This window comes from Cryobacterium sp. 10C3, assembly GCF_034314285.1.
In the GTDB taxonomy this organism is placed as follows: Bacteria; Actinomycetota; Actinomycetes; order Actinomycetales; family Microbacteriaceae; genus Cryobacterium; species Cryobacterium glucosi.
The window spans coordinates 2,587,253-2,602,921 of the sequence record NZ_JAVIWF010000002.1; the positions used below are offsets into that span (position 1 = coordinate 2,587,253).

The following is a 15,669-nucleotide window of genomic DNA, read 5'->3' on the forward strand; positions in this document are numbered from 1 at the left end:
CAGGTCGCGCGGGCTCAGCGGGGCGGCATCCGGATTCCGCCGTCGAGCCGGATCGTCTCGCCGTTGAGCATCGGGTTGTCCACGATGTGCCGCACGAGCGCGGCGAACTCATTCGGGTCGCCGAGCCGGGCCGGGTGCGGAACCTGCGCGGCGAGCGACTCCCGCACCGCGGCGGGCATGCCCTGCAGCATCGCGGTGTCGAAGACGCCCGGCGCGATCGACACGACCCGGATCAGTGAGCGCGCGAACTCCCGGGCGAGCGGCAGGGTCATCGCCGCGACCCCGCCCTTCGAGGCCGCGTATGCCGCCTGCCCGACCTGTCCGTCGAAGGCGGCGACGGATGCCGTCGTCACGATCACGCCCCGCTCGGCGGTCCCGCCTCCCCTGGTCCACCACCCGCGCCAGAGCCGGCCCCGAAGCCGGCGCCGAGGCCGATGCCCAGCGCGTCGATCGGCTCGGCGGCGAGCATCGCGGCCGCCGCGAGCCGGATCACGTTGAACGTCCCGGTGAGGTTCACCCGGATCACCCGCTCGAAGTCGTCGAGCGGGAGCGGGCCGTCCCTCCCGACGGTGCGTTCCGCCGGCGCGATTCCCGCGCACGTCACGACAATCCGCAGCGGCGCCATCGACACCGCAGCCTCGACGGCACGGTGCACATCGCCCGCGCTCGTGACGTCGCCGGCCACGAAGCGCGTCCGGTCGCCGAGGGCGGCCACGATCGCGGCCCCGGGTGCCCCCGGCAGGTCGAGCAGCACGACCGCTGCCCCGGCCGCGTGCAGGGCGGTGGCGGTGGCCAGCCCGAGGCCGGAGGCGGCCCCGGTGACCAGTGCGGAGCATCCGTCGATGCGCATTTCAAAGCCTCTCGATGATCGTCGCGTTGGCCATGCCGCCGCCCTCGCACATGATCTGCAGGCCGAAGCGGCCACCGGTGCGCTCGAGGGTGCCGAGCAGGGTGCCGAGCAGTCGGGTGCCGGAGGAGCCGAGCGCGTGGCCGAGGGCGATCGCGCCGCCTGCCGGGTTGAGCCGGACGGGGTCGGCGTCGAATTCGCGCGCCCAGACGAGCGGCACGCACGCGAAGGCCTCGTTGACCTCGTAGGCGTCGAGGTCGTCGAGGTCGAGGCCGGAGCGGGCGAGGATGCGCCGGGTCGCCGGGATCACGCCGGTGAGCATCAGGAGCGGGTCGCTCCCCGTGATGGCGAAGCTGTCGAACCGCGCCCGCGGGGTGCAGCCGAGCTGGGCGGCGCGGGCGGCGCTCATGATCAGCACGGCGGAGGCGCCGTCGGTGAGCGGCGACGAGTTGCCCGCGGTGGTCAGCCAGTCGAGGTCGGGGAATCGGTCCGCAAGGGCATCGGTGCGGAACGCGGGCGGCAAGGCGGCCAGGGTGTCCAGCGTGGTACCGGGGCGGATGGTCTCGTCCTCGGTGACGACGGTGCCGTCCGGCAGCCGGACCGGCACGAGGCCGCGCGCGAAGTCACCGCTGTCGCGCGCCTCGGCGGCCAGCCAGTGCGACCGGGCCGCGTAGTCGTCGAGCTCCGTGCGGGTCAAGCCCCAACGGCGGGTGATCAGCTCGGCGGAGACGCCCTGGCCGACGAGACCGTTCGGGTAGCGCTCGTGCAGGAGACGACCGGACGGATCCTGGCCCGGGCGCAGGGACGAGCCGAGCGGAACCCGGCTCATCGACTCGACTCCGCACGCGATCACGATGTCGTAGCTTCCGGCGATCACGCCCTGGGCGGCGAAGGTCGCAGCCTGCTGGCTGGAACCGCACTGCCGGTCGATCGTCGTGCCCGGCACCGACTCCGGGAACCCCGCGCTGAGCAGCGCCGTGCGGGTCACGTTGTAGCCCTGCTCGCCCGTCTGCGTGACGCAGCCCCCGATCACGTCGTCGACGAGCGCGGGGTCGAGGTCGTTCCGGCGCACCAGCTCGGCGAGCACCCCGGCGAGCAGGTCCGCCGGGTGCACCCCCGACAGTGCTCCACCCGGTTTGCCCCGCCCGGACGGGGTGCGCACGACATCGATGATCACGGCCTCGTTGCTCATGCCGACAGCCTAGGCCTATGCCGCGCCGCCGGGCCCGCCGGGGCCCGCCAGCCTTGGCGCGGCGCGGGTCAGGCGGAGAGCGCCCACATCGCGACGGCGCTGGCCGCGGCCACGTTGAGGGAGTCGATGCCGTGCTTCATCGGGATCTGCACGACGCTGTCGGCTGCGGCGAGGGCGTCCTCGGTGAGGCCCTCGCCCTCGGCGCCGAGCAGCAGGGCGAGCTTCTCGTGATCGCGACCGTCGAAGTCGCGCAGGCTGACGGCATCCGCCCGGAGGGCGAGCGCGGCGACGTGGAAGCCGCGCCTCGACAACAGCGCGCGGGTGCTCGGCCAGTCGCCGACGCGGGTCCACGGCACCTGCAGCACCGTCCCCATCGAGACGCGGATGGCGCGGCGGTAGAACGGGTCGGAGCAGCGCGGCGTGACGAGGATCGCATCCGCCCCGATCGCGCCGGCGGAGCGGAAGATCGCACCGACGTTGGTGGGGTCCGACACGTTCTCAAGGATCACGATGCGCCGGGCCCCGGCGAGCAGGGTGTCGGCGTCCGGCAGGGCGGGCCGGTTCATCGCCGCGATCAGGCCGCGGTGCAGGATGTACCCGGTCAGCTCGGCGAGGAGCTCCCCTGGCCCGACGAACACCGGCACGTCCTCGCCGACGAGCGCGCGGGCCTCGTCGACCGTATTGCCGAGCGCGAGCACGGAGCGGGCCCGGTGGCCGGCCCGCAGCGCCCGCTCGAGCACGAGCGCCGACTCGGCGATGTACAGGCCGTGCTCGGTGCCGCGGGCCTTCTTGAGGGCGACGTCGGTGACGTGGGCGTAGTCGACGAGCCTCGGGTCGTCGAGGTCGGTGATCTCGATGACGGGCATCCGTTCAGTCTACGAGCCGGGGACGCTAGTCGGCGAAGGGGTCCGGGGTCATCGTGTATTTGGTCGAGAGGTACTCCTGGATGCCCTCCGGGCCGCCCTCGCGGCCGAGGCCGGATTGCTTGACCCCGCCGAATGGTGCGGCCGCGTTCGAGATCACGCCGATGTTGAGCCCCATCATGCCGGTCTGGAGGCGTTCGACCATGCGCTGCCCGCGGGCGAGGTCCCGGGTGAAGACGTAGCTGACAGACCGAACTCGGTGTCGTTGGCGAGGCGCACGGCGTCGTCTTCCTCGTCGAAGGTCGCGATCGCGAGCACCGGCCCGAAGATCTCCTCGCGCAGGATGTCGCTGCCCGGCGCGACCCCGGCCAGCACGGTCGGTTCGAAGAAGGTGCCGGCGCCTTCGATCGAGTCGCCGCCGGTGAGCAGTCTCGCGCCGCGCTCGAGGGCGTCCTGCACCAGGGTGGATGCCTTCTCAACGGCCCCGGCGTTGATCAGCGGTCCGATGTTCACGCCCTCTGCAGTGCCGCGACCCACGACGAAGTCCTGCACCCGCTCGGTGACCCGGCGGGCGAACTCCTCCGCGACGGACGCCTGCACGATGAACCGGTTGGCGGCCGTGCACGCCTGCCCGACGTTACGGAATTTCGCCGGCGATGGCACCGTTGATCGGCGCTGTCGAGGTCGGCGTCGGCGAAGACGATGAACGGCGCGTTCCCGCCGAGTTCCATCGAGGTGCGCAGCACGCCCTGGCCTGCCTGGCCGATCATGCGGCGACCGACCGCTGTCGACCCGGTGAAGCTGAGCTTGCGCAGCCGCGGGTCGGCGATGATCGGGTCGGACACCGCGCCGGAGCGCGAGGTTGTGATGACATTGAGCACACCGGAGGGGAGCCCGACCTCGGCGAGAAGCTTGGCGAAGTACAGGGTCGTGAGCGGGGTCAGCGACGCCGGCTTCACGACGACGGTGCAGCCGGCGGCGAGCGCGGGAGCGATCTTGCGGGTGGCCATGGCGAGCGGGAAGTTCCAGGGCGTGATCAGGAAGCAGGGGCCGACCGGGTGCTGGGACACCAGCATCCTCCCGGTGCCCTCGGGGTTGGTGCCGTACCGGCCGCTGATGCGCACGGCCTCTTCGCTGAACCAGCGCAGGAATTCGCCGCCGTATGCAACCTCGCCGTATGCCTCGGTGAGCGGCTTGCCCATCTCGATCGTCATCAGCAGGGCGAACTCCTGCTTGCGCTCCTGCATCAGGTCGAAGGCCCGCCGCAGGATCTCACCGCGGACCCGGGGTGGGGTCGCCGCCCAGCTGTCCTGGGCGTTGACGGCGGCGTCGAGGGCTGCTGCGCCGTCGGCGACCCCGGCGTCGGAGATCGAGGCGATGACGAGCCCGGTGGCCGGGTCGACGACGTCGAGCGTCGCCCCGTCACGTGCAGGCACCCACTCCCCGTTGATGAAGAGTTCCTTCGGAACCATCCGGAGAAGTTCGGCTTCGGTGACGTTCGTCATAGTGTCTCCCTGTCGCGAGTGTCTGCTGCTCTGCGTCATCCAGCCTATCCGGGGGCGGCCGCGCTCACGTAGCGTGCAGTTCTCCGCGCACGATCGAATTTCCTGAGTGGGCCGGGTTTCCGTTGTCGGGTTCCGCCGAAACGTCGACGAGCGGGTACTGGGCGAGGTCGACGTCGTCGGGAATGTCGAAGTGGCCGGTGCTGCCGTCGAGGAGGCCGATGCTGATCAGTCCGGAGGCATCCGCCTTGATCAGCCAAACCTCGCGCAGGGGGCCGCCGCGGTGGCGACGGCGAGGCCGGTGAGGTCGACGACGACCTCGCGGTGTCCGCCGGGCATGGCCTCGACCTCGGCGCTGCCGCTCGCCTGCCATCCGGGGAACGGCTCGAGGCGGGCCTCGTAGGTGACGGGCGCGGTCGCGGGCGGCTGCACCGCATCGACCCAGCGCGCCGCGCCGAAGCCGGCGAGGACCAGGACCACGGCCGCGGCCGCCGCCAGGAGGAGGCGCACCCCGGTTCGACTCCTGGCTTTCGCCCGTCGACGCGGACGCAGCGCGGCGGGCGAGTCGGACGTGGGCGGACGGGCGGACGGCGGGTCGGCAACGGCTGGGCCCGCGGCGGGTGTGGCGAGAATGGCGGGCGCGGCAGGCGTGACGGGCATGACGGGCATGACGGGCATGACGGGCGTGACGGGCATGACGGATGCCTCCCGCTCGCCCTCGAGGAGGTCGGTCAGGTCGTCACCGGCACCGGCAGCATCCGCCGGGCGCACGAAGTCGGGCATTCTCGGCGGCGCGCCGACGGCGGCGCTGAGACCGAGGGTCGCGTGGATGCCCGCCCACACGGCGACGGAGGGCTCGGTGAGGCTGATGTGCCTGGCGGACCGACCGACCGCGGCGGTGTGCTGCAGCGAGATCAGTTCGAGCGCACACTGCGGGCACTCGGCGAGATGTCCGCGCTCTGCCTCGGTGAGGTCGAACTCGGCGAGGGCGATGAGTGCGAGGTCGTCGCGGTCAATATGTGTCATCCTCGGCCTCCAATCGGGCTCGCAGTCGGCCGAGACTTCGGCGGATATGGCTTTTGACGGTTCCGAGCGGCAGATCGAGCATCGCAGCGATCTGCGCGTGTGTGAGGTCAGCATAGAAGGCGAGTTGCATGACGCGCTGCGGAACCGGCGCGAGCCGCTGCAACTCCTCGGCGAACATCACCCGGTCGGCGACGTCGACAGAGTCGTCGACGGATGTCGTGCGCAGTTCGCCCGCGACGGCCTGCTCGATCCGGCGGCGCCGGGAGCGGGCCTCATGGGTGTCCGCGACGGTGTGGCGGGTGATGCCCACGATCCAGGCGGGCAGCCTCGCCCGGTCGGGATCGTAGTTTTCCCTGCCGCGCCAGGCGGCGATGAACACCGTCTGCGTCACGTCCTCTGCCTCGCCGGGATCTCCGAGCGAGCGCACCGCGATCGTGTAGACGAGCGACGACCACCGGGCATAGGCCTCGGCGAGGGCGCGCTCGTCCCCCGCGCGGAACGCGGCGACGAGGCGCAGGTGGTCGACATCATCGATGGGTGCGGTCACTGAGTTTCGTTGCCTCCCGGCTGACGGAGTCACGCGGTTCCCGGTCATCCGCGACCCCTGTCGGGTGCAGCGTGCCGGGCTTCGTCGCCGACAGCATAGCCAGACCTCAGCATCAGGGAACCGGCGTCGCGGAAACGATCACGTTGGAGAGGTAACGTCTCGCCGTGTAGTCGAATTCACCGCCACACGTGACGAGGGTGAGGCGGGCGGGCCCTGTCCGGTCGAAGATCGCCGGCCAGGGCACGTCGGGCTTGAGGACAAGGTCGACGGATGCGACGCGGTAGCGCCGCTCGCCGCCGTCGGCCAGCGAGAGCACGATCTCCGTTCCCGCCGTGCAGCGCTGGCGAGCCGGGAGAACGGGCCGATGTCGTACTCGAGCGAGTCGACGTGGGCCGCGATCACCGTCGCGCCCGCCGCACTCGCCGGGGCAGGCCCGAACTTGTACCAGGCCGCGATCGCGGGGTTCTTCGGCAGGCCCATGCCGCCGGTGTCGCCGAGTCCGACGGCCTCGATGTCCATATCGATCCCGAGCGCCTCGATCCTGATCCGCACCGGTGCGACCGTCGCCTGTGCCTGCACCGAGCGGATGTCGGCACTCGCCCCGGTGAGGAGCGGAACGGCCGGCGGCGCTGCGGTCGGCGTGGACGCCGGCTTGGACGCCGGCTTGGGCGTGGGCATGGGCGTCGCGGGGAGCTGCGTCGGCGCGGCGGCGAGGGTCCGCGCGCCGGGTGCGCTCCCGCATCCGCTCAGCATCAGTGCGAGGGCGACAGCGGAAAGCAAGATAAGGGCCACAGCGAGCATCCCGATTTTGCCCGCCATGGCCCTCATCGTTGTCCCTCAGTCCTGGCTCGCGCGCTCAGCGGCGCGCTCGGCGGAATCCGAGGAAGGTAGCCGACCCGAGGCCGAGCAACACGAGCACGGCAATGCCGCCGAGCCAGAGCGGAGTCTGGTTTGCCGGCCGGTTGGTTGCGACGAGTCCGGCCTCGCCGGCGGGGATGCCGTTGGGGTCGGAGTTCATGCCCGAAACGGTCTGCACGGCGACGGCGAGGTTCTTGTCCGCGAGGCTGCCCCAGGCGTAGACGATCGTGTCGACTCCCTCGGCCACCTTCACGTCGGCCGGGCCGATCACGGGGGCCGTAGTACCGGTGGCCGCGACGACGGCCGAGATCGTGCCCGCGGGAATCGTCAGGACCGACTCCTTCGGGTTGGACAGGTTCGAGATCGCGACCGCGCCATTCGCGAGGACGTCAACAGCGGGCGCCGTGGCCACGTGCCGCACGACGAGGCGGCCAGAGCCGGCGGCGATCATGGACGTGTCGTTGGTGAAGAGGGTCGCCGTGGGCTTCGCGTCAGCCCCGAGGTGCGCGACGGTGGTGTAGTTCTTGCCCGCCTCGAGGGGAGGTCGACCGGGCCGATCGCCGGCTTGCTCGCGTCCGCGGCGTCGGAGGCCGTGATCGCGACGGTGTACGTGCCGGCGGGGAGGTCGAGGGGGCCGGCCATGTCTCCCGGCTTGAAGTTGTCGATCGTCAGCTTGTTGTTGACGTAGACGTCGACCGTGAGACCGGGGACGCCGTGGAAGACCGACAGTTGTGCGTCGCCCGTTGCGGCGGTCGCCGTGGTGAGGCCGCCGAAGACGACGAGCGCCCCGATCGAAGCGGCCGTGAGTGAGACGGTGAGGGAAGCGGTGAGGGAAGCCTTCACTCGTCTGCTGTGTGTCGAGCGCATGGTGTCCTCCTGTTTTGGGGGTGAACTACGTTGGGGGTGAACTGCTTCTTACCCACTACTTCCTGTTCAGGGCCCATTTCGGATGCGGTTGCGACAAAAGATTTCCCGGGAGAGCGGATGCGGAACGGCTGCACGACGAGACGGAGACCGGCCCGCGCAGTGGGTGTCTGCGCAGGCCGGTCCGCTCATGCCGGCACCTGACGGGTCAGTGCCGGTGGCCCTTCTCGAGCGGAACCGTCTGCACGGCGAGCGCCAGGGTTCCGTCGGCGAGGCTGCCGTAGGCGTACACGATGGTGTTCGTGCGCTTCGCGATCGAGACATCGGCCGGCCCGAGGAGCGGGTCGGTGGTGCCCGTCGCGGCGACGGCCGCCGAGATCGTGCCGGTGGGGAGGGTGAGTTCGACCTCGTCGGGGTTGGTGAGGTCGGTGATGGCCGCGGCACCGTTCGCGAGCACGTCGACGGACGGCGCTGCGGCAACGTGACGGACCGTGAGCCGGCCTTTACCCTTGCCGACCGAGTCGGGGTTGTTCGTGAACAGGGTGGCCGTCGGCTCCCCTGCCTCGGTGAGGTGGGCGACGGCGGTGTAGTTGTCGCCACTCTTGAGGGAGAGGTCGACCGGGCCGATCACCGGGCTGCTCGCATCCGCTGCATCGGCAGCGGTGATCGCGACCGAGTAGGTGCCGGGGTCGAGGGACAGGGTGTCCGAGAAGGAGCCAGGCGTGAAGTCGTCGAGCGTGAGGGCTCCGTCGACATAGACGTCGACGGTGACCCCGGGGATTCCGTGGAACACGGTCAATTCGGCCGGCCCGTTGTCACCGGAACCGTGACCGTGGCCTCCGTCCCCGGCGTACGCCGGCCCGAATCCTGCGAGAGCTACGAGTACACCGACTGCGGCGCCTACGGCGAGAATTTTGCGCATGGTTACCTCCTGCTTGTCGTGGTGGCGGAAGGCAGCGTTGCCTCCCATCCCCACTTCGCCGGGTACCCCCCATCCGGATGCACCCAGGCACAAACTCCTGCAAATTTCCGGGTGGCGCCGGAGCTGGCGGAGCAGGTGCTAGGCGGTCGCGAGGTCCGCTGCGGTGGTCAGGGCGACGCCGGCGTACGCCAGCTCGGCGAGCGCCGCGGCAGAGGCGTCCGGGTCGACGCCGACCACGAGGTCGGTGAGCACGCGCACCCGCTGGCCGTGCTCGAGCGCATCGAGACCCGAGGCCCGCACACAGTGATCGGTTGCGATTCCGACGACGTCGACATCCGTCACCGCGTGCTCGATCAGCACCTCGGCCGTGCGCGCGCCCGACTCGTCGACGCCGGCGAAGATCGAGTACCCCGGTTCGCCCTGTCCCTTGCGGATATGCACGGTCCCGGCCGGGAGCGCGAGGTCCCGGTGGTAATCGGCGCCGGGAGTGTCCGCGACGCAGTGCACCGGCCAGGTGCCGGTGTAGTCGGGCTCTGCACCCGCCGCGGCGAAGTGGCCACCGTTGTCTCCGGCCGCGTTGTGCCAGTCGCGCGAGGCGAAGACGTAGTCGTAGCGCAGCGGATGCTCCGCCAGCAGTCTGCTGATGCCCGCGGCCACGGCCGCCCCGCCGTCGACCCCCAGGACGCCGCCCTCCGTGAAGTCGTTCTGCACGTCGATGATGAACAAGGCCCTGGCCACGGTGCTCCGTTCTGGGTTCTGCGCCTGCGTGAGGCGCTAGGTATTGGAGAGGTTGTTTCCGCAGCGATAGAACGCCGCCGTGATGGTGTCGATCGCCTGCTTCGCATTATCACCCACATCACCGAGCGCGTAGACGGCGAAGGTGAGCGGGGTCCCGTCTGCGGCGTGGATGATGCCGGCGAGGGTGTACCCGGTGTCGATCCAGCCGGTCTTCGCGAACACGGAACCGTCGGCATCCGCGTTCTTGCCGGTGAACCGGTCGCTGTAGGAGAGGGAGCCGGTCTTACCGCCGGCGACGGGCAGTCCGTCGAAGACGATCCCGAGATCGCCCTCGCGTGCGTTGATCTTGATGAACAGCTTGGTCAGGTACGACGGCGGAACGGCATTGTTGTCGCTCAGGCCGGAGCCGTCGGCGATGACGATGCCGGTCGTGTCGATGCCATACGTCTGCAGCCCGGCGACCGTCGATTTCTGGAGTGCCGAGAAGGTGTTGCCCGCGCCGGACTTGACCGCGACGAGCCGCGCGAGCATCTCGGCGATGGTGTTGTCCGAGACGATGAGCGCCTGCTTGATCAGTGTCGACACCGGCTGCGACTGGACCGATGCGAGCTGGGTCGCCCCGGCCGGCGCCGTGCCACGGGTGACCGTGACGCTGCTGCCGAGAAGGTCGGCGAATGCCTGCCCGGCGCGCCCGATCGGGTCGCTGCTGCGGGCGGAGGTGCTCTGCTTCGGGTTGTCCCTGTCGCCGTCGACCTGCAGGGCGGTGATCTCGGGCATGTACCCGTCGGTGAGTTCCTTGCGGTTCCAGCTGGGGCCCCACGCCGGGTCTCCGAACAGGGAGGAGTCGAGCACGAGGGAGGTGATCGGGACGATCGCGGTCGCGGGGTCGGCCTGCCACGCCGCGACGGCCTGCACGGCGAGGGTGTCGAGGTGTGCCGCCCCGGTATAGGTCGACTCCGCCCCGCTGGGCAGCCGGGAAAGGGTCAGGTCCCCGCCGCCGACGAGCACGAGTGAACCGGGTTCCGCGCCCTTCACAACCGTCGTCGTCGCCCGGTAGTCGGAGCCGAGAACGCTCAGCGCCGCGGCGGAGGTGAGGACCTTGAGCACGCTCGCGGTGCGGGAGGGCGTGCTGCCGCCCCGGTCGAAGAGGACCTCGCCCGTCGTCGCGTTCACGACCTGCGACTGGAAGCTGCCCAGGCGGGAGTCGGTGGACAGTGCGGCGACGGAACACGTGCGCAAGTGGCTCGCGGGGACGACCGCTCCGGGAACCGGGCGCACGGGGATCGGCGTCGGGGTGGGGGTGGGCGTCGGCGTCGCGGAGTCCGTGACCGGGAGGGAGACCGGCGCGGAGGCGCGCGTGGACGCGCCGGCGACGACGGCGCCGCTGCCGAGCAGGGCGAAGGCGACGGCCGCGGCCGTGACCCAGGCAGCAGTGCGGTGCCGGGCGAGGAACCCGGCGATCCCGGCCGCTCCGGGGCCGCTCACTCCGGGGCGATGCGGGGCGGCCTCCTGGGCTCCTGGACCCTGCAGTGCGGTGCTGTCCTGATCGTTCACGCCTGTACTGTACCTGCGTCCGCTGTGAGGCGCGCGGCCAGCCACTCGTCGAGAACGGCGGCGGGCACCGGCGGAGACACGTAGTAGCCCTGGGCCTGGTCGCAACCGAACCGCGCGAGCTGCGCGTACGCCTCGGCGTCCTCGACCCCCTCGGCCACCATCCGCAGCCCCAGGCTGTGGGCGAGGTGGATGCTCGACGACACCACTGCGGCGGCGCGCTTGTCACCGTTCAGGGGGGCCACGAACGAGCGGTCGAGCTTGAGCTCGTCGATCGGGAGTTCGCGGAGGTAGGCGAGCGAGCTGTAACCCACGCCGAAGTCGTCGACGGCGATGCGGATGCCGCGGGCACGCAGTCTCCCGAGGATGTCGCTCGCCCGGCCGCGATCGTCGAGCAGGAAGGCCTCGGTGATCTCGAACATGAGGGCAGTCGCCGGGAGGTCCCGCGCGGTGAGCATGACGCCGACCCGTTCAGGCAGGCCGGAGTCGAGGAGCGAACTCGCCGCGAGGTTGACCGCGATCGTGAGCCTCTCGCCGCGACGGTGCCACACCGCGGCCTGGTCGAATGCGAGTTCGAGGACCCGCTCCGTCAGCGTCTGCATCAGGCCGGCGTCCTCGACGAGTTCGAGGAATTCGCTTGGGTAGAGCAGGCCGCGTTTCGGATGGTTCCAGCGCACGAGGGCCTCAACCCCGCGCACCTCCCCGCCGGAGAGTTCGACCTTCGGCTGGTAGTGCAGCACCAGCTGGTTGGTCACAAGCGCCGCGCGCAATTCCTCGAGGGTGCGCAGCCGGGTGTCGCCATGGCTGTCGTCGACCGGGTGGTACACGCGATGTCCGCCGCGCCGCACCTTGGCCCGGTACATCGCCATGTCGGCCTTGCGCATCAGGATGCCGAGGCTCTCGCCGTGCTCGGGGCTCAGCGCGATCCCGATGCTCGCGCTCGACTGCAGCGAGATGCCTTCGAGCGTGTGCGGTGCCGCGAGGGCGGATTGCACCTTCATCGCGACGACTTCGGCCTCTTCCCGGCCGGAGTCGCGGAGGAAGATCGCGAATTCGTCGCCGCCGAGCCGCACGAGGAGGTCGTCCGCGCCGAGCTGGGCGCCGATCCGCAGGCCAACCTGTACGAGGAGCACGTCCCCGACGTCGTGCCCGAGACTGTCGTTGACCTCCTTGAACCGGTCCAGGTCGAGCAGGAGCAGGGCGTTGCGCCCGCCGAGGGCCAGCCGGGCGGGCACTTCGGCGTAGAGGGCCCGCCGGTTCGGGAGCCCGGTGAGGTCGTCGCTGCGGGCCAGCCTGGCGAGATCGCCCATCCGGCCGAGTTCCCGGAATGCGATGACCGTGCGGGCGGACGAGACGACGAGGGTGGCGGCGGCGAGCCCCACCGTCACCTGTGACTCTCCGTGCCTGCTCGAAACCAGGAGGACGGCGAGACCGGCGATCGTCGCGACGACAGGGACCGCGAGCACGCCGGATCCGCTCGCCGAGGCGCCCGGCCGGTCTGCTGCATCCGTGCCGCGTTCGGCCGTGCCTCCGTCGCCCGTGCCTCCGTCGCCCGTGCCTTCGTCGTCCGTGTCCGGGGTCGCTGCCGTGCGCAGCCACGTCGCGACGAGCGCGAGTCCGATCGACCAGCCGGCGTCGAGCCAGTGGCCGACCACGTAGGTGCCGTTGAGCTTGCCCAACGCGAAGAGGATGTCCCCCGCGGCGAACGAGAGCAGCCCGCCCACGAGCAGGATCCAGCTCTGGCCTGCCATCAGGATCGGTGACGCCGCGATCGCGACGACCGCTGCGACGATGACGAGGTCGAGCACGGGACTCGCGATGCCCACAAAGGTGGAAATGGACGGCGGCCCCTGGGCGCCGACCGCGAGCACGGGCCCGAGCACGGCGGACACGACAGCGGCGGCGCCGAGACCGCCGACGACGCAGTCCAGCGCGATCGCGAGGGAAAGGCTCCGCAACTGGTGCCGCACGAGGGTGAACAGGGCGGCGAGCATCAGCGGGTAGAAGGCGAGGTAGCAGAGCTGGGCGAGGGCGGCCAGCACCGGCACCCAGTCCCCGGCCGGCAGGTCGGCGGCCGCGAAGAAGCCGTTGCCAATCACGAACACGGTCACGGCCGAGGCGGCGAGCCTGGCCTGCAGTCGATTCGACCGGGTGTGCGCGACCGCCACCCAGCAGACGATGAGGGGCGCGGCGGCGGCGAGCACCCCGAGCAGGATGAACGGGGAGGAGACGTAGTCCGCCGGTGCCCGCAGCACGAGGCTCGCCACGTGCGCCGCGATGATCAGCCAGAGCGCCCAGAGCATCCAGCGGTCCAGGCCCTGGCGGCGCGGCGTCACGACGGCCGTCACGGTGACGCCGTGAGGGCGAGTCGACGTTCTGCGAGCCACCTGTCGAGTTCGCCGGCTGGCATCGGCCGGGACATGTGGAAGCCCTGGGCCTCGTCGCAGCCGTACCGGGCCAGGTCGGCGTAGACCTCGGCGTCCTCGACACCCTCGGCCACCATCGTGAGCCCGAGGCTGTGCGCCAGTTCGATCGTCGAGGAGACGAGGGCGGCCGCGCGCGGGTCGTCCTTCATCGGCGACACGATCGACCGGTCGAGCTTGAGTTCGTCGACCGGCAGGTCGCGCAGGTACGCGAGCGAGCTGTATCCCGTCCCGAAGTCGTCGATGGCGATGCGGATGCCCCCGCCCGCAGCCGGGTCAGGATCGCGGTGGTCCGGGCGCGGTCCTCGAGCAGGAATTCCTCGGTGATCTCGAGGATGAGGGCGGATGCCGGCACGCCGCGGTCCGCGAGCATCGCCGCGGTCCGCTCCGGCAGTTCCGCGTCGACGAGCGCGCTCGCCGTCAGGTTGACGGCGACGGTCAGGTCGGCACCGCGGGAATGCCAGACGGCGGCCTGGTCGAGGGCCATGTCGAGCACCTGTTCGGTCATCGGTTCATCAGACCGGCCTCTTCGACGATGCTCAGGAAGTCACCGGGCTGGACGAGTCCGCGCACCGGGTGGTTCCAGCGCACGAGCGACTCGACACCGCGCACGGCCCCGGTCGCGAGGTCGACTTTGGGCTGGTAGTAGAGCTCCAGCTGACGCTCGGCCAGGGCCACGCGCAGCTCCTGGAGGGTGCGAAGCCGGGCGGCGCCGTGGCTGTCGTCGCTCGTGTCGTAGACCCGGTGACCGCTGCGGCTTGCCTTCGCCTTGTACATGGCCATGTCGGCTTTGCGGAGGAGGCCGGTCAGGTCGAGGGCCTGGCTGGGATAGAGGGCGATGCCGATGCTGACCGTGGTCTGCAGGGTGATTCCTTCGAGCAGGTACGGCCGGGCGAGGGCTTCCCTGAGCGTCCCCGCCACGATCACGGCCTCCGCCTCCCCGGCGTCGGCGAGGAGGATCGCGAATTCATCGCCGCCGAGCCGGGCGACGAGGTCGGTCCCCCGGACATGGCTCGTGAGGCGAGTCCCGACCTGCACAAGCAGTTCGTCCCCGACATCGTGCCCGAGGCTGTCGTTGATGTGTTTGAAGCGGTCCAGGTCGAGGAGCAGCAGGGCCCGGTTGGCACCGGAGGTGAGGCTCAACGGCACCTCGGAGTAGAGGGCGCGCCGGTTGGGCAGCCCGGTGAGGTCGTCCGTCCTGGCCTGCCTGCGCATGTCGCCCATCCGCCGCAGTTCACGGAACGCGAGCGTCGTGCGGGCTGCGGAGAGGACCACGGCCCCTGCCGCGAGGGAGATGGCGAGCGGGGAGACCTCGATCTCGCTCGCGATCAGGAGGACGACGAGTCCCGCGGTCGTAGCCAGGACAGGGAGGGAGAGCGCCCAGCGCATCACGGCCGTGTCGCGGACGGCCGGCGCCGGCGGCACGGGCCTGGCCGAGCGGTGCGCCCACAGGGCCATCAGTGCGAGGCCCGCGATCCAGCCGAGGTCGAACGGCGACGCCGTCGAGTAACTGCCCTCGATGGTCATCCCGGTGAGGGAGAAGCCGATGTCGGCGGCGGCGAAGAGAAGCACCCCCGCGACCAGCATGAGCCAGTTGCGCCCGGCACTGATCGACCGTGAGGCGCCGACACCGGCGAGGGCGGCGAGAACAAGGATGTCCAGGAGGGGATTCGCGGCGGCGACGAACGAGTCGAGCGAGAACGGCCTCCCATATGCCCGGTCGATGCTCGGGCCGAGGAGGACGACGACGAGGGATGCCGCGCCGAGGGCGCCGACGGTGCTGTCGAGAGTCACACCCCAGGACAGCCGCCCCTTCTGCCGGTGGACCAGGACGGCGAGGGCCGCGAGCACCAGCGGGTAGAACGAGAAGAAGAGCGCGGTCGCAAGGATCGCCAGCGAGTCGGAGGCAACGCCCGCGAAGACCAGGTAGACCAGGGAGAAGAGGATGCCCGACAGGGAATAGGCGCTCAGGGCCAGGGCAGTGAGGACCAACTCGGTCCGGCGCGCCGCGGCACGATGGACCGATATCCAGCAGAGAACGACGGGCGCAGAGAAGGACAGCGCCCCCACGATGTCGCCGACCGGGGTCCGGACGCCTGCGACACCCGCGACGAGGGTCTGGACCGCCGACGCCGCCACCAGCACGATGAGTGACCAGACGAGCCAGGCATCCGACCGTGGCGTGGCCGCACCTCGCCTGCGATCCTCCCGCACCAGCAATTCCATTGGATCCGAGCTCTCGATTGCCGTACCGTCCGGCCGGGGGTCATCCCCGGGTCGCGGTTGCCTGTGAGGTCAGGCTACCGTGCCTGAAGCGCTAGCGTCGGCTGGTCAGC

12 protein-coding genes and 4 pseudogenes are annotated in these 15,669 nt (G+C 70.8%); all 16 read right to left on the bottom strand.

Annotation, left to right across the window (positions count from 1 at the left end; genetic code table 11):
- Positions 1-14: 14 nt before the first annotated feature.
- Positions 15-850 (bottom strand): annotated as a pseudogene (locus RGU41_RS13230) (SDR family NAD(P)-dependent oxidoreductase).
- Between the two features lies 1 nt (position 851).
- A complete protein-coding gene (locus RGU41_RS13235; protein WP_322136468.1) occupies positions 852-2,039 on the bottom strand; it encodes a thiolase family protein in 1,188 nt (395 codons plus the stop codon).
- 68 nt (positions 2,040-2,107) lie between these two features.
- The gene (locus tag RGU41_RS13240; protein WP_322136469.1) at positions 2,108-2,905 is read right to left on the bottom strand and encodes an RNA methyltransferase; all 798 of its coding nucleotides are present in this window, start codon (positions 2,903-2,905) and stop codon (positions 2,108-2,110) included.
- 25 nt (positions 2,906-2,930) lie between these two features.
- Positions 2,931-4,407, bottom strand: a pseudogene (locus tag RGU41_RS13245) (NAD-dependent succinate-semialdehyde dehydrogenase).
- 64 nt (positions 4,408-4,471) lie between these two features.
- Entirely contained in the window at positions 4,472-4,675 is a 204-nt protein-coding gene (locus tag RGU41_RS20925) for an anti-sigma factor domain-containing protein (RefSeq protein ID WP_416173186.1), read from the bottom strand.
- On the bottom strand, positions 4,657-5,430 hold the full coding sequence (locus tag RGU41_RS13250; protein WP_322136470.1) for a hypothetical protein: 774 nt from the start codon (positions 5,428-5,430) through the stop codon (positions 4,657-4,659). The genes RGU41_RS20925 and RGU41_RS13250 overlap by 19 nt, the downstream gene beginning before the upstream one ends.
- Positions 5,417-5,977 (bottom strand): RNA polymerase sigma factor, encoded by a 561-nt coding sequence (locus tag RGU41_RS13255; protein ID WP_322136471.1) that lies wholly within the window; start codon positions 5,975-5,977, stop codon positions 5,417-5,419. Before RGU41_RS13255 ends, RGU41_RS13250 begins: the two co-directional genes overlap by 14 nt.
- 112 nt (positions 5,978-6,089) lie before the next feature.
- Positions 6,090-6,719, bottom strand: a complete 630-nt coding sequence (locus RGU41_RS13260; protein ID WP_416173150.1) for a class F sortase — start codon at positions 6,717-6,719, stop codon at positions 6,090-6,092.
- A 114-nt stretch (positions 6,720-6,833) separates the two neighbouring features.
- A pseudogene (locus tag RGU41_RS20930) lies at positions 6,834-7,313 on the bottom strand (DUF4397 domain-containing protein); the annotation flags it as partial.
- Entirely contained in the window at positions 7,283-7,702 is a 420-nt protein-coding gene (locus RGU41_RS20935; RefSeq protein WP_416173151.1) for a DUF4397 domain-containing protein, read from the bottom strand. The gene RGU41_RS20935 and the pseudogene RGU41_RS20930, both read right to left, overlap by 31 nt.
- A 205-nt stretch (positions 7,703-7,907) precedes the next feature.
- Complete coding sequence (locus RGU41_RS13270) at positions 7,908-8,621, bottom strand: DUF4397 domain-containing protein (protein ID WP_322136473.1); 714 nt, start codon at positions 8,619-8,621, stop codon at positions 7,908-7,910.
- Positions 8,622-8,759: 138 nt separating this feature from the next.
- Positions 8,760-9,359: an isochorismatase family protein gene (locus RGU41_RS13275; protein WP_322136474.1), complete on the bottom strand. Its 600-nt coding sequence runs from the start codon at positions 9,357-9,359 to the stop codon at positions 8,760-8,762.
- 36 nt (positions 9,360-9,395) lie between these two features.
- Positions 9,396-10,913 carry a D-alanyl-D-alanine carboxypeptidase/D-alanyl-D-alanine-endopeptidase gene (dacB, locus tag RGU41_RS13280; RefSeq protein ID WP_322136475.1) on the bottom strand — a complete coding sequence of 506 codons (1,518 nt, stop codon included), beginning with the start codon at positions 10,911-10,913 and terminating at the stop codon, positions 9,396-9,398.
- Positions 10,910-13,258, bottom strand: coding sequence for a putative bifunctional diguanylate cyclase/phosphodiesterase (locus RGU41_RS13285; RefSeq protein WP_322136476.1), 2,349 nt, complete (start codon positions 13,256-13,258; stop codon positions 10,910-10,912). Before RGU41_RS13285 ends, dacB begins: the two co-directional genes overlap by 4 nt.
- Entirely contained in the window at positions 13,255-13,590 is a 336-nt protein-coding gene (locus RGU41_RS20940; RefSeq protein ID WP_416173187.1) for an EAL domain-containing protein, read from the bottom strand. The genes RGU41_RS13285 and RGU41_RS20940 overlap by 4 nt, the downstream gene beginning before the upstream one ends.
- Positions 13,482-15,559: pseudogene (locus RGU41_RS13290) on the bottom strand (putative bifunctional diguanylate cyclase/phosphodiesterase). The gene RGU41_RS20940 and the pseudogene RGU41_RS13290 overlap by 109 nt, the downstream one beginning before the upstream one ends.
- Positions 15,560-15,669 lie beyond the last annotated feature (110 nt).

Bases quoted from the DNA above. Each gene is read 5' to 3' on its own strand.
- RGU41_RS20935 (WP_416173151.1), bottom strand. From the start codon at position 7,702: ATGCGCTCGACACACAGCAGACGAGTGAAGGCTTCCCTCACCGCTTCC.
- RGU41_RS13250 (WP_322136470.1), bottom strand. From the start codon at position 5,430: ATGACACATATTGACCGCGACGACCTCGCACTCATCGCCCTCGCCGAG.
- RGU41_RS13270 (WP_322136473.1), bottom strand. From the start codon at position 8,621: ATGCGCAAAATTCTCGCCGTAGGCGCCGCAGTCGGTGTACTCGTAGCT.
- RGU41_RS13235 (WP_322136468.1), bottom strand. From the start codon at position 2,039: ATGAGCAACGAGGCCGTGATCATCGATGTCGTGCGCACCCCGTCCGGG.
- RGU41_RS13260 (WP_416173150.1), bottom strand. From the start codon at position 6,719: ATGCGGGAGCGCACCCGGCGCGCGGACCCTCGCCGCCGCGCCGACGCA.
- RGU41_RS13240 (WP_322136469.1), bottom strand. From the start codon at position 2,905: ATGCCCGTCATCGAGATCACCGACCTCGACGACCCGAGGCTCGTCGAC.